This window comes from Shewanella decolorationis (genome assembly GCF_004354305.1).
Taxonomy (GTDB): Bacteria; Pseudomonadota; Gammaproteobacteria; order Enterobacterales; family Shewanellaceae; genus Shewanella; species Shewanella decolorationis.
On record NZ_CP037898.1, the window covers coordinates 2,262,102 to 2,285,431 of the forward strand.

A 23,330-nucleotide genomic window follows, 5' to 3' on the forward strand; every position below is an offset into this window, starting at 1 on the left:
CTGAAAATGAAGACGATGCAAGAGGCTAGATTGTAGCGGAATTAAGCGGCGCTCAAAAGCATAAGGCGCACATATCTTGAATGAAATGTGCGCCTTATAAATTCACTCAAGCTGAGTGCTTAAAGCATTAGAACAATACGCGGGTGCGCAGTGTGCCTTCAATGGCCTTAAGTTCAACCAGTGCCTCTTCGGCTTGGTGAGTATCGACTTCCATCACCACATAACCGATTTCTGCAGTGGTTTGCAGGTACTGAGCGGCAATGTTGATGCCTTTTTCAGAGAAGGCTTTGTTGATTTTGATCAGCACGCCAGGACGGTTTTGGTGGATATGCAATAGGCGAGAGGTGCCTTTGTGCATTGGCAGCGACACTTCAGGGAAGTTAACCGCAGATACGGTAGAACCGTTGTCTGAGTATTTAGCTAACTTACCTGCTACTTCGATACCGATATTTTCCTGCGCTTCAGCTGTACTGCCGCCAACGTGTGGCGTCAGTAACACATTATCTAAGCCACGTAATGGGCTGATAAATTCATCATCATTCGATTGTGGCTCGACGGGGAATACGTCGATGGCCGCACCCGCAAGGTGACGTTCTTTAAGGGCGACAGTCAGGGCGTCAATATCAACCACAGTACCGCGTGAGGCGTTGATAAAGATGCTGCCTTTACGCATTGCCGCAAATTCGGCTGTACCAATCATGTCTTTCGTTTGCGGCGTTTCAGGAACATGTAAGCTGACTACATCGGACTGTGCCAGTAATTGTTCCATCGAATGGATTTGCTGGGCATTACCCAATGGCAATTTGTCTTCGATATCGAAAAACACCACACGCATGCCTAAGGTTTCTGCCAGGATGCCCAGTTGAGTTCCGATATGGCCGTAACCTATCACACCTAAGGTTTTGCCACGGACTTCGTAACTGCCTGCGGCCGTCTTCATCCAGCCTCCACGGTGAGCGATAGCATTACGTTCAGGAATGCCGCGCATCAGCATGATGATTTCGCCTAATACCAGTTCAGCCACGCTGCGAGTATTAGAGAATGGTGCGTTAAAAACGGGGATACCGAGTAATTCGGCGGTCGCTAAATCCACTTGGTTAGTACCGATACAGAAACAACCAATCGCAATCAGTTTTTCGGCGCGTTTAAGTACATCGGCAGTTAATTGGGTACGGGAACGAATACCAACAAAGTGAGCATCTTTGATGGATTCGTGCAGGGCTTCATCACCTAAGGAAGCTTTGTGATACTCGATATTGGTATATCCAGCACGTTCAAATACATCGACCGCAGATTGGTGGACGCCTTCCAACAACAGGATCTTGATCTTATCCTTGTCCAGCGAATGTTTCGCCATGATATGGGTACCCTCTAATTAATTGAAATAGTTCTGTGTGATATGCTGACAACCTTGGCCTTCCAAAGTAGCACTTTTTTTGCTCAGTGTGGAGGGCTAGATGGCTAAAGTTAATATTCTAGAATTAGAACAATATCGCATAAGAGGAAGGAACATTGAATAACAAAATCATTTGGTGCGGTATTTACCTCTCAGTTTTAGTGTGGTCGGCGATAAAACCCGCAGATCCATTTACTTGGTGGCTTGAAGCCTTGCCCGCATTAGTTGCGGTACCGCTTTTAGTGTTTACCCGAAAGCGTTTTCCACTGACACCTTTAGTCTATTTTTTGGTGTTGGTGCATTGCTGTGTGTTGTTTGTTGGTGCGCACTATACCTATGCCGAAGTGCCACTGTTCGACACCATTGCCCAATGGATGAGCAGTGAGCGTAACAACTACGACAAGGTCGGGCACTTTGCGCAAGGTTTTATCCCAGCCATGTTAGCCCGTGAGATTATGCTACGTAATCAAGCCGTTAAACCCGGTGCTTGGTGTGCCTTTTTAGTCACCTGTTTTGTGTTGGCTTTTAGCGCCTTCTATGAACTGATTGAGTGGTGGGTGGCGGCCGCGACGGGAGAAGGCGCCGAGGCATTCTTAGGTACTCAAGGCTATGTGTGGGATACCCAATCGGATATGTTTTTAGCTTTGATAGGGGCCATTGTCGCGCTACTCAGTTTATCCCGCGTGCAGGATAAGCAAATCACTAAACTCCTGACTCAAGCCTAATCTGAGTCTTGAGCGTATCCGATCCCATTTGAATGACATTCAAAGGGGATTTTTTTCCAAAAAATGTCATCTTTCGGTGTTAATTTTTTGTTTAAACTTTCGATTGATGTTTTCATAGACTAAGGTATAAAGACGAATGTGATCTCTATCTCATTTAGTATTAATTGCTAGCAATGAAATGCTATTTAGGGAGTTAGTCGAATTTACTACATATAAATAGAGGTTATTAGTACATTTGGGTGATGGCATTCATACGGTAACTAGTCAAAATGGGCTATGTTAATGAGATGTATGCTGAGAGTTGGGCATATTTCATTAAGCCTGATAAAAAGATAATGAAATACTTTTCAGGGAGAAGAGTAAATTGAGTACTATCAATGAGTTAGTATTTTTACATCAAGTGGCGGCGCCTTGCCATTTAGCGATACTTGCTGAATCTATCGGATTGAAAACACGGATCGTTAAACATGCCTCTGAGTTAGAGTTAGATTTAGACAAAGGGCATCGCAGCTTTTGTTTAATCGCCCAGAAAGGTGCGGCCTTAGACAATAAAGGGATCCCTTTGCTGGCATCTCGTCTTGTTCCCCATATTCCTGTGGCTTTGTATCAAGTTGAGCGCAATTCTTTAGATCAAGAGTCAGCTATGCTGCTTGGTATACGTGGACTACTGTTTACTGACCAGCGTATGGATTTGATGTTGACTGGATTGCGTAAAATGGTTGCCGATGAGCTTTGGTACGATAGAACCTTGCTCAGTAAGATGTTTCGCCGTGTGGTACAAAAGCTGGATGGACAAAATGATATGCCTGCCGATACCGTGGCCATGCTGCAAGCGCTTACCTCAAGGGAAAGAACCATCATTCAGTTTGTTTCTAGCGGCGCGAGAAATAAAGAAATTGCCCATCGCCTTTGTATCAGTGAGCACACGGTAAAGGCGCATATTTCATCGATTTTCCGTAAGACCCAGTCACGCAATCGTGTCGAGCTATTAAGATGGGCCCAAACCTATCAAACCCATTTTGAGTTTTGTAGCTAATACCAATCACACTAAATATCTAATCAGTTCAGAGCCTCACAGGCATCTTAATCCAAGGCGCATTGACGAAGAAATGGTTATTCCCTTTTAAGTCAATGTAACACGGGAGCGAGATGCCAGTGAGACTCCCGCAGGGCGGTGTTGAACGTGCTTTATACTGCGTTTAAGGCTTTCGACAGAGCGCCACTATGCCTTCAAGCCTTCGCCTTGTCTAAAGCCCGTTTTACTCCCGCTGAATGATCAGATATTTAATACGATTGGTATAAGTCTTTGTTGATTGGCATCTTGTTTGAAAGCGAGTGGGTGTGTGGTTCCAAAACGATAAGACAAATAGCAATGTACTTTTGAGTGTGATAGGCAAATAAAAACGGGAACATTATCAATGTTCCCGTTTTTATTTAGCCGCCTTCAACTCGAAGGCGACCCATGTTTAAAGATTAGTATTGCACTACAGTTGCAACGTTCATATCACCGCTTTGAGTCACGCTGATGCTGTTGTTGTTACCTGCTTGTGAGCCTAATACTAAGTTGTCATTACCTGTTTGAGTAATCATTAGGCTGTTATTGTCACCACTGACTGCGAATGAGTTGGCAGCAAATGAACTACCGCTATCACCACCGACCCAGTTGCCGTTACCCGCTTGAGTGATTTCTGCTGAGTTTTCATCACCTTCGATGATTAAATCGATAAGGTTCAAATCGCCACGGTGTTGCAGAGCAGTCACATCGGCATTGTTATTACCAGCAACAGAAATGATGGTTTCGTTTTGGTTGCCATCTTGCTCAACATCCACTTCGTTGTCGTTACCCTCTGCATCAACATAAGCAAAGTTCATATCACCTTCTTGGCTGATTTCGATGCTGTTGTCTTCACCGGTTGCAAATGCTACGAGTTCATTATTATCGCCTTTAGAAGATAAATCGAAATCGTTGTCAGTGCCGTAAGCGCCAAAGGTTGCAAAGTTAGCATCACCACGTTGTTTTAAGTCAACGTCGTTGCTGTCACCCCATACTTGGAATTCAGCACCGTTGCTATCGCCTTTTTGCTTGATGGCGATATCATTATCATCACCTTGAATATCAGCAACTAAAGAATCACCAACTGTGTTGCTATCACCATCTTGAGCGATGTCGATAGTGTTATCATCACCCGTAGTCATAGAGAGGTAAGCAATGTTATTGCTGCCTTCTTGTTTCATTGTGATATCGTTTTCACTACCTGCTAAGGCGTAAACGAAACCTGTGTGGTTGTCACCTTTTTGGTAGATATCAACAGTGTTGTCGTTACCAGCGATGCCTTTGGCTGCACCAAAGTTATTGTTACCAATTTGTTCAACTGATACGTCGTTGTTGTTACCTACGTTGGCTGTCAGATCGAGTGCAATAAGACCCGCTTGGTTGCTGTTACCGTATTGTTTGATGTCACCGTCGTTGTTGTCGCCTTGAACACGGAATACTGCAAGGTTTTCATCGCCTTCTTGCTCAACAAATGCACTGTTTTCTGTGCCAGTGATTTCTACATAGCTTTCGTTCAGCTCACCTAATTGGCTAACTGAAACGAGGTTGTCGTTGCCTACGACATCGTTGCTGCTTTGGTTGAAGAAGCCGTCTTGAGTCACTTCAACTTCGTTATTATTGCCTTCCACATCAACAGAGGCTACGTGCCAATCTGTTTGTTGGCTCACTGTCACTTTGTTAGCATCGCCAGTTGAGTTGACTTGTGCTTCATGCCACACACCGTCTTGTAGTACGGTGGCAACTTGGTCGTTACCCGTTTGGGTCACTGCTGCTGCGTTAATGACACCAGTTTGAGCGACTAAGGTGTCTTGACCTTGGCCTGTTTGCTCAACGCTGATTTCGTTGACAGTGCTTGCCGCTAGCGCATGACCACTTAATCCCGCTGTAATGGCTAATGCAATCAATGACATTTTTGCTTGTGATTTCATGTGACTCTCCCTGTTTAATATTGAGTTATTGAGATTGCAGCACCGTCCGCAATCTGTTGAATCGAAAAATTGCCGCTTCCTAGCTGGTTCAATTGCACCAGGTTGTTATTACCAATCTGGGTAATCGAAGCCATATTTTGAGTGCCGACTTGTAGTAGTTGGACTTCATTATTGGTTCCAATCTGTGTCACAAGGGATACGTTATCGTTACCCGCTTGCGTCACATAGGCGCTGTTATCGCTCCCTGATTGAAACACTATCCCTTGGTTTGCCGTGCCTTGCTGCACTAGGTCGATAAGATTATCGCGGCCTGAACGCTCAATTAGCGCCTGCAGTGTGACGGGCAATTCACTGACATCTGCCGCATGGGATGATGTCAGGCAACTACATAACAAGAGCAGCAGTACCAAAAAGCGTGTTAATGGATTTGGCACAAGTGACTCCTTGCATGTATTGGTGTTTTGGTCAGAGCACAGACTCCTTCCAACTCAGGCATCAAGGTACGAGCCATAGTGCTTAGAGACAATTGGCCAAAAGGGTATTTATTTTTGAGGTGTAATTTAAATGTTAACCAGATTAACTTTTGTTAATCCCATGAATATCTTGTTTTTTGTCGATAAAACCCCGCATTTGAGCGGTATTTGCCTCACCGAGTTGGTCTAGTAGTTAAGTTGTATTTAGCGTGCAGCGTCTTTTTTAAATTGAAACATTATGGCAACAATTTGCAGGCAAACATGCTGGAAATTCGTCGTTTTTATCCATTTCACTTTGAATGGTGGCTGCGTAATTGCCGTTCCAGAATTTCAACGTAAAGGACTATAGGAAGCTTAAGTATGTCAATAAAACTCTCACCATTGGCGTTAGCAATTGCAGGGGCGATGACGTTGTCAGCGGTACCTGCAATGGCAAAAGATGCACCAGTCTATGAAAAAGACGCCATCCTTGTGGTGTACAAAGATAATGTGACTAAGGCCGAACGTGCAGCGGCACAGCGTTTAATTCGCGGCACCTTAACCGATGCAAATGCTGATGGCGTAGACGATAAATTCCAGCATTTACTCAATGGTAAACTAGCCCGTTTAGCCCTGCGTAAAGGCGCTAATATTGAAGATGCGATTAAGGTGATTAGTCGTCATCCAGCGGTAAAATATGCAGAACCCAACTACATTCTTAAGGCGATAGGCACACCCGATGACCCAAGCTTTGCTAGCCTGTGGGGAATGAACAACACTGGCCAAAATGGTGGTACCGCCGATGCGGATATCGATGCGCCTGAAGCTTGGGAAATCACTACGGGTAGCTCAGATGTGGTGATTGGGGTTATCGATACTGGGGTAGATTACAATCACCCCGATCTGCAAGCCAACATGTGGGTTAACGCTGGCGAAATTCCAGGCAATGGTATTGATGATGATGGCAACGGCGTGATCGATGATATTCACGGTTACAGTGCGGTAAACGATAACGGTAACCCAATGGATGGTAATGGTCACGGTACTCACGTATCTGGCACTATTGGTGCTAAAGGCAACAATGGTGTGGGTGTCGTTGGGGTGAACTGGGACGTTAAAATTGCCGCGTGTCAGTTCCTTGATGCCGATGGCTATGGTTCTACAGCTGGCGCTATTGCATGTTTAGATTACTTTACTGATCTGAAGGTTAACCATGGTGTGGATATCAAAGCTACCAACAACTCTTGGGGCGGCGGCAGCTTTAGCCAAGCCTTAAAAGATGCGATTGAAGCGGGTGGTGAAGCAGGCATTTTATTCGTTGCAGCAGCGGGTAATGACGCGGTCGATAATGATGCGAGCCCACACTATCCTTCAAGTTACGATTCTGACGTTGTCCTCTCGATTGCAAGTACGGATCGTAATGACCGTATGTCAGATTTCTCACAATGGGGTTTAACTAGTGTCGATATGGGAGCACCAGGCTCCGCGATTCTCTCTACCGTTCCTGGTGGTGGTTACGCGACTTATTCTGGTACCTCTATGGCAACTCCACATGTCACGGGCGCCGCGGCTCTGGTGTGGTCGTTAAATCCAGACCTATCACCTGTGGCAATGAAAGAACTGCTGATGGCATCAGGTGATGCTAATGCAGATTTAACGGGTAAAACCGTTGCCGGTACTCGCCTCAATGTGGCTAACGCACTAGAGCAGGCTAACCCATCTCCTAGCTACAAGTTTACCGTATCGCCAGTGTCACAATCTGTCGAAGCGGGTAGCAATGCAAGCTATAACTTTAGTGTTGGTAGTGTTGCTGGATGGGAAGGCGATGTGGCGCTTTCTGTCTCTGTTTCTCCAGCACTAGAAGGTGTGTCCTTATCAGCCTCAACTGTTTCTGCTGGTGGTTCATTTACCTTAGATGTTGCGACAACGGCGCAAACTGCTTGGGGTGATTACAGCATTACAGTAACAGGTACTGATGGCACTATTGAAAAGTCTAAAGTCGTTTCATTGAATGTGTTCCCTCAAGGATTAAATGACTTTACCTATGGCAATGAGAATGCTGTTGCGATCCCTGATAACAATGCTAATGGTATTGTGAGCACGATTGAAGTTGCTGATGATGTACAGATTTTTGGCGTGACTGCCGATGTCAATATCAGCCACACTTGGATTGGAGACTTACGCGTTGTATTAACTTCACCAGCAGGTACTGAAGTGGTTCTGCATAACCGTGATGGCGGCAGTGCTGACAACATTGTTAAGAGTTGGGACCTAAGTGCGTTTGATGGTGAAAACGCACGGGGTACTTGGTCATTATCAGTAGATGATAATGCTGGGGCAGACACTGGTACTCTTAATAACTGGGGCTTAGTGATCAGCGGCTTAGGCGAAGCATCTCCAGCGGCTCCAGTAGCGGGCTTCGAGTATGCGGTTGAAGGTTTAAGCGTCGCCTTTACTAACACCAGTACCGATGCGAACGATGATATCGTGAGCTACAGCTGGGATTTTGGTGATGGTTTAACTTCAACTGAAATGAACCCAAGCCATGTATTTGCTGCGGCAGGTACTTACACTGTGGCCCTCACTGTGACTGACTCAATGGAACACAGCAATACTGTGACCATGGAAGTTCAAGTGTATGAGCATAGTATCAACGCATCCGTCACTCGCGCATTAGTATCACGCCGTGGTAGCGCTATGGTGGATATTGAATGGGATAGTGCATTAGGCGAAAGTGTTGCTCTATACCGTGACGGTCAGTTAGTGGTGACAACTGAGAACGATGGCAACTATCGTGATCGCTTCACTACATCTGCATCAAGTGTGACTTATCAAGTATGTGAAACCACTGGAACCTTATGTTCTGCGCCAGTAGTAGCACAATTCTAATTTAGTCATCAAAAATGAAGGCGACCTTTTGGTCGCCTTTTTACTTTCTGCCCCTAACTATCTGTTTAGTCGATAGTTAACATTTACGTTTGTTGCTTAACTAATGCGTGTCATTCTTTTTGGGAGCTTCGTGTTCTACATCGGCATTTATTTGGGTTTTTCTATCCGATAATTGTTGTATAAGTTGGCGATTGATTGTGGTGAGTTCATCAAAATGATCATTAATCTTAGTCAGTTGCTTTAAATAATCGGGGTCACTCTTTTCTTTACTTTGCCAATACCTTTGGCGCTCGAGTTTTTGTAACTCACTCGCTCTCAGTATTTCGAAGTAAGTATTTTCTTGTTTTAAGCGATAAAGTTCGCCATCCAGCAATTGCAGTAGTTTTTCCTTGGATAAGGTTTGGCTATTTAGCAAGGCTTGTAGAGGGTCGACCTTGGTTTCGCGTTTATCCGAATCAATTTCCGTGGTGATACCCAACTGATATTCGATTTTATGTTGGCTATATTCCTGTGGGCAGGCGGTTTGGCTAAAGACGACTTTATCGTCCTTGCGACATTTATAGACGGTATTTGCAAGTGCCGTTGTTGGCAGAGCTACGCAAATCAGAGTCACTATGAGTCTTGCCATTCGGTGACAAATCCTTTGTATACGCGATAAAGAATAACACTTCAGTATTGATGCACAGTCAGACTAAGGCTGGTACTTAAGTCTTATTTAACTCTAGCAGTTATCAGATTGAGGGGCAGGAATACTTGTTACTCAAATTTAACATCCGCGACTACTATGGCGTAACTTTAAGAAAAATACCAGTTTTTTGACGATGGAATTTTTTTGACGCGTGATGGAATGGCGTAAATTCGGGCTGGAATATTCAAACAAAAAAGGAGCCTAAGCTCCTTTCTCTCTCGCGAAAATCAATGTTTAGCGGTCGAAGCGCAGGTTATCGATCAGGCGCGCCTTACCTAGGTAAGCGGCTGCCAAAATCACCAGTGCTTGGTCCGTAGTTTCCGCATGGGCCAGCGTGGTGGCATGGCGAACTTCTAAGTAATCAGGGGTAAAGCCTGCGGCGATAAGGCTCGCTTTAGCTTCTGCAGTGACTTGTTCGATGCTCACGCCTTGCTTGATCCCTTGTGCCATGGCATCGATAGCTTTTTTTAGCGCTGGCGCCGCGGCTTTTTCTTCCGCCGTCAGGTAGCCATTGCGTGAACTCATGGCTAAGCCCGAGGCTTCACGAATGGTATCCACACCGATAATTTCAATCGGCAGTGACAAGTCTTCAACCATAGTGCGGATCACTAACAGTTGTTGATAATCCTTGTTGCCAAAGAAGGCGACATCGGGCTGCACTATGTTGAACAGTTTACAAACGATAGTCGCGACGCCACGGAAATGACCAGGGCGACTGGCACCGCAGAGCACATCGGAAATTCCCGGTACTTCAACATAGGTTTGCTGCGCCAAGCCTTTTGGATAAATAATTGCAGGCGTTGGGGTAAACAGCAGCTCGGCACCCGCGGCCGTCAGCGCTTGGCTATCGGCCTCTAGGGTGCGCGGGTAGGCATCAAGATCTTCGTTCTGCCCGAACTGCATGGGATTAACAAAGATTGATACGACTACATGGTCGCATTTCTTCACTGCTTCTTTCACTAAGGTGATATGTCCCTGATGGAGATTGCCCATGGTAGGCACAAAGGCGATGGTTTCGCCCTTGGCACGCCATGCTCGCACTTGAGTACGAATATCATCGATATGGGCGCTAGTGATCATTAACTCTTACCTTGCTAAAACTTGAAATAGTCGTCTGTGTGCTTAGCACTATTTAGCTTAATGAGTGCTAGCACGCTTAGTTAAATGTGTGGTCAGCACTTGGGAAGTTGCCATTGGCCACTTCTTCAATATAAGCGCGTACTGCCGAGCGGATTTCACCGGTTTGCTTAAGGTAGTTCTTTGAAAAACGTGGGATATAACCACTCGAAATACCGAGCACGTCGTGCATTACTAGGATCTGACCATCTGTCGTGGCACCGGCGCCGATGCCGATAACAGGGATAGTTAATGCTTGAGTGATGGCGGTGGCAAGTGATGCCGGAATACATTCAACTACCAATAGCTGCGCGCCAGCGGCTTCTAAGGCCTTGGCTTCATCGAGAATGCGCTGGGCATTTTCAGCATCGCGGCCTTGTACCTTAAAACCACCAAAAACGTGTACCGATTGCGGGGTGAGGCCCAAGTGGGCGCAGACAGGAATACCGCGTTCGGTCAGTTTAGTCACGGTTTCGAGCAACCAGTGACCGCCTTCCAGCTTGACCATATTGGCACCCGCCTGCATGAGTGCAGTGGCGTTTTCCATGGCTTGTTCTGGCGTGGCGTAACTCATAAATGGCATGTCGGCGATCAGCAGTGAACGCTCGATACCGCGACGCACACAACGAGTGTGATAGGCGATGTCGGCTGTCGTGACGGGCAGGGTATCATCGTGGCCTTGCAGAACCATTCCCAAAGAATCGCCGACCAGTAGCACATCGATGCCTTCGCCGTCGAACGCACTGGCAAAGCTGGCATCATAGGCTGTCAGAGCGGTGAATTTTCTACCTTCCTGTTTGTATTTCAACAGGGTTGAGCTAGTAACTTTAGACATATGGGTGATCTTCAAACCAAATAGAAGTGGTGTTATAAGCTAACTGGGGGCTGACTTCAATGATCATTGCCCAGTAGTTGTAACTCGGCCAAGAATTTTTCACTGATAAGGCTGCGTAGCGGCGTTTTACAAGGTAACACCAGATCCGGTGCTATGGCCGCCAAAGGCACTAGCACAAAACTACGCTCCTTCATGCCGTAGTGTGGCACTTTGAGTCTGGGCTCATCGATAATGGCATCGCCATATAAGAGTAAGTCGAGATCTAAGGTTCTGGGGCCCCAACGTTCTTTACGAACACGGCCCTGAGTGTTTTCAATCTCTTGTAGTGCATCTAACAGGGCGATGGGTGCCAGAGAGGTCTCAAAGCTGGCAACGGCATTGATATAGTCGGGTTGCACTACGTCCCCCATGGGGGGGGAGCCGTAATAGGGCGATACTTTAAGACTCTGATGTTCAGCCAAGGCGGACAAGGCCGCAACGGCATTGTCCAACTGGGTTTTAGGATCTTCAAGATTAGCCCCGAGGGCGACAAAAACCTGAGTCATTATTCGGCTGCTTTGGCTTTAGCGGCACTCGGGCGACGGCGACGGCGCTGTGGTGAATTGCGGTTACGGTTACCCGCCGCTTTGTTACCACTGCGGGCGATATTCATACGCTCGGTTTCATCCGCTTCAACAAATTGTTGCCACCAAGCGGCACCCTTAGCGACATTGCCACCTTCTACTTCGCCGCGTAGTAACAGCAAGTCATAGGCAGCCCTGAATTTAGGGTGCTCTAACAGTTTAAAGGCGCGAGTGCCTTGGCTGCGATCGAAACGTAATTGCAATTGCCAAATGTCTTTGGCGGGCGTGCTAAAACGGCGCGGAATGCTGATGGTTTGACATTGCTGCTCAATCACATCACCCATGGCGGCAAAAAACGCATCGTATAAAGTCAGGCCGCTTTCGACCGCGATATCTTCGGCGCGTTGGCGCAGTGGATACCAGAGAATCGCCGCATAGAAGAATGACGGGGTGACGGGCTTATCTTCGTTCACGCGCGCATCCGTGCTCTTCATGATGGCTTGCACCATCTTCATCGCCGGGCCTTTTGGCGCATCTTTTAATTGGGCGTCGACTTGCGGGAAGAGCGGCGCGAACAGCTTATATTCCTGCATCATTTCAAAGTTGGCCATGGCTTTACCAGCGAAGAAGAGTTTGAGCACTTCTTCATACATTCGGGCGGCCGGAATGTCCTTGAGCAGTGGCGCTAACTGTTTGATTGGCTTAGCGGTTACTTCGTCGATTGTCATGCTGAGCTTAGTGGCAAAACGCACAGCCCTGAGCATACGCACTGGATCTTCACGGTAACGGGTTTCGGGATCGCCAATCAGCCTTAAGGTGCCGGCTTTAAGATCTTCCATACCGCCGCCATAGCTGCGGATAGAGTAGTCGCTGATATCGTAATAAAGGGCGTTGACGGTAAAATCGCGGCGCTCTGCGTCTTCATCGATTTCGCCATACACGTTATCCCTGAGCAAACGCCCTTCGGCATTGGCTTTGGAAATCTTTTCATTGCTGTCGCCGTGGTGACCACGGAAGGTGGCAACTTCAATCACATCGCGGCCAAATACAATATGGGCGAGGCGGAAGCGGCGTCCGACTACGCGGCAATTGCGAAACAGCTTTTTAATTTCTTCCGGCGTTGCATTGGTAACCACGTCGAAGTCTTTCGGTTCGAGTCCGAGGAGTAAATCCCGTACGCCCCCACCGACTAAATAGGCCTGAAAACCTGATTTATTCAATCGGTATAATACTTTAAGTGCGTTTTCGCTGATCTGCTTACGGGAAATCGAATGCGCATCCCGAGGCACGAGCGACAAGCTTAAGCCGCCAGAAGTGAGTTCTGGCGTTTGGGGTTCAATCTGAGCTGGAGTCGGAGCGGTCGTTTTAGGCGCGTCTTCAAATAGCTGCTTGCAGAATTGGCTGATACGGCGAAAAATGGGACACCTCGGAATGTATCTGTTATGTGATTAAAAATCTGGCGGCTATGATATACCAATTGCGCACCGATGGGTATATCGCGATTTTTGAGCTATGCCACGACTTAGCACAGCTAAAACGATGCTTTTGGGGCGCAACTCGCCCCACGGGGATTAAGGTGCTATCAAGATTTCCCGCTGCTTAGGAATGGCCGACAGTTGAAACTGCGCCACCGCTTGGGCTAGCATTTGCGGCGCTGTAGTGGGCTCCACTGGCGCTTGGCCTAAAAAGCTGAGTGCGGCATTAAGGCTCGCCTGCGGATGCTGTTTATCGATAGCCTGCGCATGGTTTTGTTTCGACAGCTTAAATCCTGGTGTCAAACAGGCTAAGGGTAAGTGCAACCACTGCGGCGCGCTTAGGCCAAAGGTTTGATACAGGCTTAATTGGCGGCAACTGGCTTCGATTAAATCGTAACCGCGTACCACTTCGGTGATGCCTTGGTAGGCATCATCCAGCACTACTGCGAGTTGATAGGCGTACAGGCCATCGCTGCGTTTGATAATAAAATCTTCGGCGGCAAAGGCATGGTCCACTACGACTTTTCCCATTAGGTTATCGCTAAATTCGACTACTCGTTGTCGATTGACAATGCGGATCGCGCCCGATTGATGCGGCGTGGCTAACTGATGGCAGCGACCATCGTAAATCCCGCCCATGGCTTGGATCTGTTTACGGCTACACTGGCAAAAGTAGGCGTTATCTTCGGCAAGTAACTCGTCGAGCTTGGCTTGATAGGCCTCGGTGCGAGCACTCTGGTACAGCACTGCATCATCCCATTCGAAACCGTAGGCTTCTAAGGTACGTAAAATATCATCGGCGGCGCCTGCGACTTCCCTCGGGGGATCAATATCTTCAACGCGAATTAACCACTTTCCCCCCAATGAGCGTGCCCGCAGATAACTGCCAAGGGCGGCGATCAGTGAGCCAAAATGCAGCGCGCCCGAGGGCGAAGGGGCAAAACGGCCAACATAGGGATGTAAAGCGGTAGTGTTGGAAGAGTGAGTCGCCATCATAGGAATGTGCAGGAATAACCAGTCAAAGTGGCCGTATTTTAGGGGGATACGAACAAAAAAGCGAAGTGAAACGAAGGATGTTCATGCGAGACGCACAAACAAGTAGGCGGGGAAATCCCCGCCCGAGATGGCCGATTAACCCGCCATTTGCTTCTCTTTGATCTCTGCAAGCGTTTTACAGTCGATACATTGATCGGCCGTTGGACGCGCTTCGAGACGGCGAATGCCGATTTCGATACCGCAGGTTTCACAGAAGCCAAAATCGTCTTCTTCGATTTTTTGCAGGGTTTTCTCGATCTTCTTGATCAGTTTACGTTCTCTGTCACGGGCACGCAGTTCGAGACTGAACTCTTCTTCTTGCGCTGCACGGTCTACAGGATCAGGAAAGTTTGCTGCTTCGTCCTGCATGTGACTCAGAGTACGGTCGACTTCCTCACGCAACTGATTGCGCCAAGCTTCAAGAATGATCTTGAAGTGACCCAGTTGCTTAGCGTTCATATACTCCTCACCCGGCTTTTCCTGGTAGGGACTTACACCTGCGATAGCGAGTACGCCAAGTTTTTTGGTGCCTTCAGGCATAACGCATCTCCTGTCATCATTTGCGTTGTAGGGCGTCCTTAAGAACGGCCGCTATCTATATCAGAATCTTCACATTGAGGCAAATTTTTCATTTCACCTTGGCAGAATTTTTTGATTGCCTTCGCTAATTGAAATGAAAATGCATTTTACTGAATCTTAACATCATACTCGGACTGGACATGAATGGGCTAGATGTATCTCACTCGCAGAAATCTCACAGCGATAAGCTAAGACTTCTACTCCTGATAAAACTGCTTTTTTCAACAGGTTAGCATATTCAGGGTCGATATGTGCCGCGGGGGCCACGCTGTGGATGTCCGTGTGTTGCACCACAAATAGCAAGACGGCTCTATGGCCGAGGCTGGCCATATGCATTAATTCTCGCAGGTGTTTTTGGCCGCGAAGACTCACCGCATCGGGGAAATAACCTTGGCCATCCTCGAGCAAAGTACAACTTTTGACTTCAATATAACAGGCGGGTTTTTGAGCAGACTCAAGCAAGATATCGATGCGGCTGTTTTCATCGCCGTACTTCACTTCGCGGCTTAAGCTGTCGTAGCCTGCGAGTTCGGTGATGACACCTTTATTAAGCGCTTCCTCGACCAGGGCGTTGGCATTGCCCGAATGAATGCCGATAAGGCCACCCGTTGGCGTAGTCATTAACTCCCATGTATGGGCATATTTACGTTTAGGATTAGTAGAAGTCGAAAACCACACGGTTTCACCGGGGAACAGGCAGTTACGCATTGAACCGGTATTGGGGCAATGCAGGGTGATTTCAGTGCCGTCGTCGAGTTGAACATCGGCGAGAAAACGTTTGTAGCGTTTAAGTAGCTTTCCCGATTTCAGTGCTGGACTAAAGTGCATGCTATAACCTGTAGCGAGGTGATTTGGGCGCCTAAGACTAACAAATTTCGCAAATGTTTACAGATTTTACCTTGGTAACTTAGGTCGACGGCTTTCAGTCCTTGCCTGCTAGCAGTAAACTGCCGCCAACCCAGTTGTACTTTGTATACCCCCAAAGCCTGAGGATGTAGGACCTCTCACCTCAACTTACATGGGTATAAGCGCAAGAACAAATTAAAATAAGGACCCCTCATGAGTGAACTTAAAGTGACTGAAGTGATGAGAGTTGAGTTAACCAAAGATACCCCTGCCGCCCATTGGGGCAAAGCCGATGTGACCTTCAATGCCGAAGGCGCATTAGTCCACTTAGGAGGTGGCGATGAGCTGCGCCAAATTCAAATGGCGGCGCGTAAGTTACGTAATCAAGGGATCAGCACTGTTGCCTTAGCGGGCGCTCTTTGGGATCTGAATAGCCAATGGGTCTTCGCCCAAGGTTTTGCCACCGCTAAACCCGGCTATAAGATCCAATGGTGCGGCGATGACGCAGTACAAGCCGAATTACAACGTCGCTTAGAAGTGGCGACATTTGCCCGTCAACTGATCAACGACACCCCTGAAAATCTGTCGCCAGTGAAATTGGCGCAGCAAGCAGCCAAATGGTTAGCCGAACTCGGTGGCGCTAAGGTGAGCTACCGTATTATTGAAGGTGAAGCATTATTAGAAGAGCAGTGGATTGGGATCCATGCCGTAGGCCGTGGTAGTGAGCGTCCACCGGCAATGTTAGAGCTGGACTTTAACCCGCTGTCAGCCGATGCCCCAGTATCAGTTGCCTTAGTGGGTAAAGGGATTACCTTCGACTCAGGTGGTTATAGCATTAAAGCCTCTGAAGGCATGCTGGGCATGAAGTGCGATATGGGCGGCGCGGCCACTGTGACCGCCGCTTTAGGTTTAGCGATTAAATCGGGTCTGAACAAACGCGTTAAGTTATTCCTCTGCTGCGCTGAAAACCTGATCAGCGGCCGTGCCTATAAGTTGGGTGATATCCTCACCTACAAAAATGGTGTGACAGTTGAAGTGGTCAACACCGATGCCGAAGGGCGCTTAGTGCTGGCCGATGGTCTGCAAGCGGCTTCTGCGACGGGTGCTCCGTTTATTATCGATGCGGCAACCTTAACTGGTGCAGCTGTGATGGCGGTGGGCTCTAACTACAACGCGATTTTCTCGCCACAGACCGAAGTGTTACAACTGGCGCAGCAAAAGGCCTCGACTGTAGCCGAGCGTGTATGGCCATTGCCACTGGATCCTTGGCACAAAGACATGTGTCCATCGGCCTATGCTGATACGGCAAACAGCCGTCCAGTGAAAGGCGGTGGTGCAGGCGGTGCTTCGAATGCGGCTGGCTTCCTGTGGCGTTTCGTTTCGCCAGAAGCCAAATGGCTACACGTGGATTTAGCGGCGGCCTTCGAAGATTCGGCTTCTGCTTTGTGGGGCGCAGGCGCAACCACCCACGGCGTGCTGACCATCAGTGAACTGATTAAAGGCTAAGTTTGCCTTCGCGACTAAGTTTTCCTTTTCGGCTAAGCTTACGAGTGCAATTTCTTATTGAGTTAAAACCGCCTACGGGCGGTTTTTTATTGCATACTTTAGGAATTGGATGTACTTGCTTATTGATTTTTATATGTAATTCAATATATTACTTGATGATTCTGGCACAGATGATTGCCTGGGGAAAATGATGCTAAGGATACGTAAAGCGACGCAATTAGATGCTAAGGCCTGCTGGGATATCCGCAATGCAGCCATTAATAAAGGCTGCGTCGGATTTTATGCTCAAGAAGACTTAGAGATTTGGACCCAGGGCGAATTGACTGAATCATTTCGGCGTATGGTGGGGGCGCATTTTTATGTGGCTGAAATCCTCAATGAAACAACCCAAGAATCGACGGTTGTGGGCACCATCATGCTGGATGAACCCTATGCTCAGGTCGAGGCGCTGTTTGTCTCCCCCAAGGTGATGGGCTTAGGTGTTGGCAAGTCGTTATTGCAATTTATTGAAACAAAAGCCTTTAATTTAGGCATTGCCCAATTGCGATTAGAGTCGACCTTAAATGCGGTCGAATTTTATCGCCACTGCGGATTCGGTGGTGAAGGCTTAGAGGAATACTCCATCTATTGCTCACCCCGTGGCATCGCCTTGGATTGTCGGGTGATGTATAAAAATTTAGGGCGCTTAACTTCACGCCGTTAGCCGAGTACAATTGAAGTTTGGGCTGAAAAGCTTCGAAGGATTATTGAAGTGGAATTGACTTCTAATACTTGTTTTGAAGGGTTGCTGGCATACCCAAGGGAATCAACAGATCAAGATGGGGGAATTAACTCCCAAGAGTATGCCAACTATCGTTCTTTCGCCTGAAATCCCGATGCCAATAAGATTAACTTCAATGGCTTAAATCAAACTTAATCTATTGCTCAAAAAGGCTTTATTTGATTAAGACACATCTTAACTTTGTCTCAGTTCGCTTGTGGACTATTCAGCTGCTGGCGTTTTTCCATTAAATCTTTAATCAGTGGTGTGAGGATCAGCTCCATTGCGAGGGACATTTTGCCGCCCGGCACCACTAAGGTGTTGACCCGCGACATAAAGGAGCCTTGGATCATGCTCAAATAATAGGGGAAGTCGACGTTGTTGATGCCGCGAAAACGGATCACCACAAAGCTTTCGTCTAGGCTTGGAATATCTTTGGCGCTAAAGGGGTTAGAGGTATCGACCGTCGGTACCCGTTGGAAGTTGATATGGGTACGGGAAAACTGCGGTGTCATATGCTTAATGTAATCGTCCATGCTGCGGACAATCGAGCCCATGACTTTTTCTCGGCTATGACCTCGCTCCGAGGTGTCACGAATGATCTTTTGGATCCACTCTAAGTTAACGATAGGCACCATGCCGATCAGCAAATCCACATGCTGGGCCACGTTGGCATCGCCCGTGACTACGCCACCATGTAAGCCTTCGTAATACAACATATCGGTGTTTTCAGGCAGCGGACGCCATTGAGTGAAGGTGCCCGGCATTTGGTTAAAGGGCACAGCTTCATCGAAGGTATGCAAATAGCTGCGGGTTTCACCTTGGCCCGTGGCGCCGTAATCGCGAAAGCATTGCTCTAGGCGGGCAAAATTATTGGCCTCGGGGCCAAAGTAACTCAGGTTGCGATTCTCAGCCTGGGATTTGCGGATCATCACTTCCATCTCTGCGCGGGTATAGTGATGAAAACTATCACCTTCAACAAAGGCGGCATTAATCCCTAGCTGGCGAAAGATATGACTAAAGGCGGTTGTAGTTGTGGTGGTTCCTGCGCCGGATGAGCCTGTAACTGCAATAATCGGATGTTTTGCTGACATTTTTTCTACCTAGCTAGGAACCTAAAGAGCCGCTCATTGGGAGCGATAAACCGTATAAGCTATTTATACGGCACAGGGATACTGGTGGTCAATCTTGCCGTTTTGCCACTTGGTCGGCGTGGCGAATGGCAAAGGATTCATCGTCTTCGCTGTATTCCAAGACGAGTTTGCCTTGTTTAAGTGCTTGTTGGCATTGCACTATTGCGGCTGATAGTTCTTGCTCATCTAGGCTAGTAAAACTACCATCCTCCACTTGGCCTAACAGATATTCGCGGATCAAATTGGCTAACGTCTCTTTGGGAAGCTGGAGTAAAGCATCGTAGGGAATAAGCATTCGGGTTCCTTAAGGTGCCGATGAAGCATCATTGGCGAGTAAAAAGTCTAAAATGCGCCGCTCTAGATAATAGCGCGGCTTCCAAGGTGTGCCGCCCTCAATAAAACCGACGTGGCCGCCATGGGCGTGTAACTCATATTCCACATGCTCGGAAAGCTGGTTGGGATGTGGGATAACAGCATCCGTCATAAAGGGATCGTCCTTGGCGTGTAAGATCAGCGTTGGCTTAGTGATGCACTTGATAAAGGGGAGGCCGCTGGCGCGGGCGTAGTAATCTTCAACGCCCAAAAATCCATGGAGTGGTGCGGTGACTTTATCGTCAAAGTCATAAAAAGTATTGAGATTAGCAACTTGCATAGGGCTCAATGCCATCACACCTGCAAGATCGGGGTCAGCAAGCTTTTGATTGACCTTGTGTTGTAACTGTTTGATTAAATGGCTTTGATAAACCTTGGAAAAGCCATTTTCTAAGCGTTTGGCGCAGGCCGATAACAGCAGCGGCGCCGAGACAACCACAGCGCGACTCAACAGGCTATGCTCTTGATATTCGCCTTGATATTTGGTCAGTACGTTGCCGCCTAAGCTGTAACCTACGGCCAATAAAGGTGACTGCGGATAGGTTTGTTGTAGCAGGCTTAGGCTAAACTGCAAATCGTCAGTATCGCCACTGTGGTAACTGCGGGCTAGGCGATTGGCTTCCCCTGAACAGCTTCTATGGTGGTGCACCACAGCGGCTAACTCTTGTTCTTTACAGGCTTGCAGAATGCGTCTGGCGTAATGGGACTGGGCACTGCCTTCTAATCCATGAATGATGACCACAATGGGTTTACCGATTTCTGGCCTTGTTAGCCAATCTAAATCGATAAAATCGCCATCGGGAAGCTCGAGTCGCTGCCGTTCGAGAACAGGTTGGGCCACTTTAGTGAAAACGGGCAGAATAGTTTGTACATGGGGACTTTTGGCCCACCAAGGCGGATTAAAAACGTTTGGCATGGGATCTTATCTTGATATCAACTATTGCTGAAAATTAAAACGTGTGTTTAATTTAGATTCGCGGTCATTGTAGCACAATAATTTAACACTAAGCGTCTTGGGGAGACATCGATGAATAGACGAACCTTTTTACTGGGCGCGTTTGCCGGTACGGCAGCGATTGCCTTGGGGGTGAATCTTTACTCTCCCGAATTCAGCCTGCCCGATGAAGGCGAAGATAAAGACTATCGTTTGTTATTCGGTGTGCTGCTACCAGTGATGCTTGATGGCGCCTTACCCGATGTGGCATCCCATAAACAGGCGGCACAAAATCGCACCTTAGATGCCATTAAGCAATCGATTGATGTACTGCCCGACGAGCAGCAGACTGAACTATTCGAACTGCTGGATATGCTGGAAAATCGTCTCGGTTTACTGCTACTTACCTCAAGTATGACGCCGCTGCTGATGCGTTCACCGGGCGAATTAACCCAAATGTTGGAAACCTGGCGCCACAGCTACTTTGCGTTATTGCAAACGGCTTATTTAGGCCTGCGGGAATTAGTGATGGCCAGTTATTACGCCTGTCCTGAGCATTGGAGCCGACTCCACTACGCCAAGCCTGAATTGTTCAAATAGGCTGAATTTATAATAATAACAATAATGTAAGAATGGAGTATTCCAAGTGGCAATCATAGATCCCATAGTGACAGGCTTAAATTCCGGTTGGTTACATACCGATGCCAGTCAATTGCAAGAGAACCAGCAATTTGAAGCCGATGTGGTGATTGTGGGTACGGGCGCTGGCGGCGGTGTGGCGGCGGAGATCCTCACTCAAGCAGGGCTCAGTGTGATCATGATTGAAGCGGGGCCGCTTAAATCCTCCAGCGATTTTAATATGGAGGAGCGAGTCGCGTACCCGAATTTGTACCAACAGGCTGCGGCGATGAAAACCGCCGATAAGGCGATTGGTATTTTCCAAGGTCGCGCCGTGGGGGGCTCGACCACCATCAATTGGACCACTTCCATCCGAACGCCAAAGGAAGCCTTAGCCTTTTGGGCGCAGCATAAATCCGTTGCGGGGCTCGACTCCGAAGCCCTCGCGCCTTGGTTCGAGCAGATGGAGCAGCGGCTCAATATTCACGAATGGAATTATGAGCCTAACCGCAATAACGGCGCGCTTAAGCAAGGCTGTATCAATCTAGGTTGGGAATATACCGTCATCAAGCGCAATGTGGCGGGCTGTTGGAATACTGGCTATTGCGGTATGGGCTGCCCAGTTAATGCCAAGCAGTCGATGTTAGTCACGACAATTCCGAGCGCATTAGAGAAGGGCGCACAGCTGATTAGTCGTGCTAAAGTCGTTAAGATTGAACACCATAATGGCCAGGTCTTTGCCCTCAAGGCGCAGGCGCTCGATGTTAATTTACGGCCGACCTCGGTTGAGCTGCTGTTTAAAGCCAAGCACTATATTTTAAGCGCTGGCGCTATTCACACGCCGACTCTAATGATGCGCTCCGAGGTGCCCGATCCCTATCAGCTGTTGGGTAAACGTACCTTTTTACATCCCACAGTGCTCTCGGGCGGCGTATTTGCCGATACGATAAATGCCCACAGCGGTGCGCCGCAATCTATCTATTCCGATGAATTTGTTTGGAAAAACGGCGCCGATGGCGAGTTAGGCTACAAGCTTGAGGTGCCGCCGGTGCATCCGATTTTGATTGCCTCTAAGACCATAGGTTACGGCATAAGCCATGCTGAGCTGATGGCACAGTTTAATCAGCTACAGGTCACCATTGCCTTGGTTCGTGACGGTTATCATCCCGATAGCCAAGGTGGGCAAGTGCATTTAACCCCAACGGGCTTTACATTAGATTACCCGCTCACAGAGGCTTTTTGGCGGGCGGCGCGGCGAGCCTACGCCAGCATGGCCGAATTGCAATTTTCGGCGGGGGCATTAAAAGTGCTACCCATCAGCGATGGTATGCCGTATCTGTCGTCATGGAAGGAGGCAAAAGAGAGCATAGCCCAAATGGATTTAGCGCCGCTAAAGACGGTGGTGGCCTCGGCTCACGTGATGGGCGGTTGTCCCTTTGGTGAGGATGAAAAGCTCTCTATGGTCAATAGTTATGGTCTGTCACATTATCTGGATAATCTGTCTGTGATGGACGGCTCTATCTTCCCGACCAGCCTTGGGGCCAATCCGCAGCTGTCGATTTATGGCATTACCGCGCGCAATGCCACGGCGCTGGCGCAAAAGCTGACCGATGGTAAAGGCTGATATTTCCTCTGCATTGGGTGGCATATTGCAGCATAAGTCTGTCGCAACGACTTATGCGGTATAAACCCAAGGAGCCGTCTACTTGCGTTACATGGCGCTAATGGGTAAATGGCCTGTTTTTACTAAGATAATGGTTTCCTCTTCGACAAAAGGAAAATGGCCGCTCATATGAGGGCTGCGGATCCAAGTGTGGCGTGGATATTCGCCAAATTCATCTTGAAACTTGCCGGATAACACTAAGATTTCCTCACCACCAAAATGCCTATGGGGCTGAAATCTCTCACCTTTAGGCCATTTTACTAATGCAGTATGTTGATGCTCGAACTCGTGTAATGGCATGACTTGTAAGCCACCAATACCCGGTAACCATTGGGTCTGTTGGGTATTCATTCTGATAAGCTCAAGATCCCGCGGATCGAATTGGTTAAGTTTTACGAAAATCACGCAACCTGTTTGGCTAAAAGGGGCATGTTGGCTCCCTGGTGGATGGCGAAGATAAGTACCCGCGGGATAATCACCGTTTTCATCGGAAAATACGCCCTCAAGCACAAAGATTTCTTCGCCCAATGGATGCTTATGAGTCGCAAACTGCGAGCCCGCTTCATATTTCACTATGCTGGTGGTGTGCCCTGACTCCTTAGCCTCCCGTTCCAGTGGTTTACGCCACACCCCTTGAGCCGGGCTTGGCAACCAAGGTTGTGGCTGCGTATGGATAACGATACGCTGGTTAAAGTTCATATTAAGCATAGTGTTAGACCTGATTTAATCTTATGAAATGATTTATGTGTTGCTCGCAGTGCAT

The 23,330-nt window shown here is 48.0% G+C and carries 22 protein-coding genes; 7 read left to right on the top strand and 15 right to left on the bottom strand.

Annotated features, from left to right (window positions below; translation table 11 throughout):
• Positions 1-127 precede the first annotated feature (127 nt).
• Positions 128-1,357, bottom strand: a complete 1,230-nt coding sequence (gene serA / locus EYR25_RS10300; RefSeq protein ID WP_023266825.1) for a phosphoglycerate dehydrogenase — start codon at positions 1,355-1,357, stop codon at positions 128-130.
• 155 nt (positions 1,358-1,512) lie between these two features.
• Between serA and EYR25_RS10305 the strand changes: the two genes are divergently transcribed.
• Together EYR25_RS10305 and EYR25_RS10310 are read left to right on the top strand one after the other, a co-directional pair.
• The gene (locus EYR25_RS10305; RefSeq protein WP_133179893.1) at positions 1,513-2,121 is read left to right on the top strand and encodes a DUF2238 domain-containing protein; all 609 of its coding nucleotides are present in this window, start codon (positions 1,513-1,515) and stop codon (positions 2,119-2,121) included.
• Between the two features lie 364 nt (positions 2,122-2,485).
• The gene (locus EYR25_RS10310) at positions 2,486-3,157 is read left to right on the top strand and encodes a helix-turn-helix transcriptional regulator (RefSeq protein ID WP_023266822.1); all 672 of its coding nucleotides are present in this window, start codon (positions 2,486-2,488) and stop codon (positions 3,155-3,157) included.
• 437 nt (positions 3,158-3,594) lie between these two features.
• Here EYR25_RS10310 and EYR25_RS10315 read toward each other — a convergent pair whose 3' ends face one another.
• Positions 3,595-5,103 (bottom strand): curlin, encoded by a 1,509-nt coding sequence (locus tag EYR25_RS10315; protein WP_133179896.1) that lies wholly within the window; start codon positions 5,101-5,103, stop codon positions 3,595-3,597.
• Between the two features lie 14 nt (positions 5,104-5,117).
• Positions 5,118-5,537 (bottom strand): curlin associated repeat-containing protein, encoded by a 420-nt coding sequence (locus EYR25_RS10320; RefSeq protein WP_023266820.1) that lies wholly within the window; start codon positions 5,535-5,537, stop codon positions 5,118-5,120.
• 399 nt (positions 5,538-5,936) lie between these two features.
• On the opposite strand from EYR25_RS10320, the gene EYR25_RS10325 reads away from it, so the two are divergent.
• Positions 5,937-8,444, top strand: a complete 2,508-nt coding sequence (locus EYR25_RS10325; RefSeq protein ID WP_133179898.1) for a S8 family serine peptidase — start codon at positions 5,937-5,939, stop codon at positions 8,442-8,444.
• Between the two features lie 100 nt (positions 8,445-8,544).
• Here EYR25_RS10325 and EYR25_RS10330 read toward each other — a convergent pair whose 3' ends face one another.
• From EYR25_RS10330 to sfsA, 8 genes are all read right to left on the bottom strand, one after another.
• Complete coding sequence (locus EYR25_RS10330) at positions 8,545-9,072, bottom strand: hypothetical protein (RefSeq protein ID WP_023266818.1); 528 nt, start codon at positions 9,070-9,072, stop codon at positions 8,545-8,547.
• A 294-nt stretch (positions 9,073-9,366) separates the two neighbouring features.
• A complete protein-coding gene (gene panC / locus EYR25_RS10335; protein WP_133179901.1) occupies positions 9,367-10,212 on the bottom strand; it encodes a pantoate--beta-alanine ligase in 846 nt (281 codons plus the stop codon).
• A 76-nt stretch (positions 10,213-10,288) separates the two neighbouring features.
• Positions 10,289-11,083 (bottom strand): 3-methyl-2-oxobutanoate hydroxymethyltransferase, encoded by a 795-nt coding sequence (gene panB, locus EYR25_RS10340; protein WP_133179903.1) that lies wholly within the window; start codon positions 11,081-11,083, stop codon positions 10,289-10,291.
• 56 nt (positions 11,084-11,139) lie between these two features.
• Positions 11,140-11,628 (bottom strand): 2-amino-4-hydroxy-6-hydroxymethyldihydropteridine diphosphokinase, encoded by a 489-nt coding sequence (folK, locus tag EYR25_RS10345; RefSeq protein ID WP_133179905.1) that lies wholly within the window; start codon positions 11,626-11,628, stop codon positions 11,140-11,142.
• Positions 11,628-12,935 carry a polynucleotide adenylyltransferase PcnB gene (locus tag EYR25_RS10350; protein WP_243729968.1) on the bottom strand — a complete coding sequence of 436 codons (1,308 nt, stop codon included), beginning with the start codon at positions 12,933-12,935 and terminating at the stop codon, positions 11,628-11,630. The genes folK and EYR25_RS10350 overlap by 1 nt, the downstream gene beginning before the upstream one ends.
• Before the next feature lie 282 nt (positions 12,936-13,217).
• The gene (gene gluQRS, locus EYR25_RS10355; RefSeq protein WP_133182817.1) at positions 13,218-14,114 is read right to left on the bottom strand and encodes a tRNA glutamyl-Q(34) synthetase GluQRS; all 897 of its coding nucleotides are present in this window, start codon (positions 14,112-14,114) and stop codon (positions 13,218-13,220) included.
• A 138-nt stretch (positions 14,115-14,252) separates the two neighbouring features.
• Complete coding sequence (dksA, locus tag EYR25_RS10360) at positions 14,253-14,696, bottom strand: RNA polymerase-binding protein DksA (RefSeq protein WP_011718198.1); 444 nt, start codon at positions 14,694-14,696, stop codon at positions 14,253-14,255.
• A 162-nt stretch (positions 14,697-14,858) separates the two neighbouring features.
• Positions 14,859-15,563: a DNA/RNA nuclease SfsA gene (gene sfsA, locus EYR25_RS10365; protein WP_133179909.1), complete on the bottom strand. Its 705-nt coding sequence runs from the start codon at positions 15,561-15,563 to the stop codon at positions 14,859-14,861.
• Between the two features lie 231 nt (positions 15,564-15,794).
• On the opposite strand from sfsA, the gene pepB reads away from it, so the two are divergent.
• Both pepB and EYR25_RS10375 read left to right on the top strand, forming a co-directional pair.
• Positions 15,795-17,087, top strand: a complete 1,293-nt coding sequence (pepB, locus tag EYR25_RS10370; RefSeq protein WP_133179911.1) for an aminopeptidase PepB — start codon at positions 15,795-15,797, stop codon at positions 17,085-17,087.
• Between the two features lie 190 nt (positions 17,088-17,277).
• A complete protein-coding gene (locus tag EYR25_RS10375; protein WP_165953564.1) occupies positions 17,278-17,790 on the top strand; it encodes a GNAT family N-acetyltransferase in 513 nt (170 codons plus the stop codon).
• Positions 17,791-18,053: 263 nt separating this feature from the next.
• Here EYR25_RS10375 and EYR25_RS10380 read toward each other — a convergent pair whose 3' ends face one another.
• The 3 genes from EYR25_RS10380 to EYR25_RS10390 all read right to left on the bottom strand — a co-directional run bounded on the left by EYR25_RS10380 (position 18,054) and on the right by EYR25_RS10390 (position 20,268).
• Complete coding sequence (locus EYR25_RS10380) at positions 18,054-18,941, bottom strand: phosphoribulokinase (RefSeq protein WP_011071167.1); 888 nt, start codon at positions 18,939-18,941, stop codon at positions 18,054-18,056.
• An 88-nt stretch (positions 18,942-19,029) separates the two neighbouring features.
• Positions 19,030-19,275 carry a YheU family protein gene (locus EYR25_RS10385; RefSeq protein WP_011621531.1) on the bottom strand — a complete coding sequence of 82 codons (246 nt, stop codon included), beginning with the start codon at positions 19,273-19,275 and terminating at the stop codon, positions 19,030-19,032.
• Positions 19,276-19,284: 9 nt separating this feature from the next.
• Positions 19,285-20,268 carry a hydrolase gene (locus EYR25_RS10390; RefSeq protein WP_133179916.1) on the bottom strand — a complete coding sequence of 328 codons (984 nt, stop codon included), beginning with the start codon at positions 20,266-20,268 and terminating at the stop codon, positions 19,285-19,287.
• A gap of 111 nt (positions 20,269-20,379) precedes the next feature.
• Here EYR25_RS10390 and EYR25_RS10395 point away from each other — a divergent pair, with 111 nt between their 5' ends.
• Positions 20,380-20,886 (top strand): TAT leader-containing periplasmic protein, encoded by a 507-nt coding sequence (locus EYR25_RS10395; protein ID WP_133179918.1) that lies wholly within the window; start codon positions 20,380-20,382, stop codon positions 20,884-20,886.
• Positions 20,887-20,932: 46 nt separating this feature from the next.
• A complete protein-coding gene (locus EYR25_RS10400; RefSeq protein WP_133179920.1) occupies positions 20,933-22,528 on the top strand; it encodes a GMC family oxidoreductase in 1,596 nt (531 codons plus the stop codon).
• An 87-nt stretch (positions 22,529-22,615) separates the two neighbouring features.
• Here the strand turns inward: EYR25_RS10400 and EYR25_RS10405 are convergent, their stop codons facing one another.
• Positions 22,616-23,275, bottom strand: a complete 660-nt coding sequence (locus EYR25_RS10405; protein ID WP_133179922.1) for a cupin domain-containing protein — start codon at positions 23,273-23,275, stop codon at positions 22,616-22,618.
• Positions 23,276-23,330: the final 55 nt, after the last annotated feature.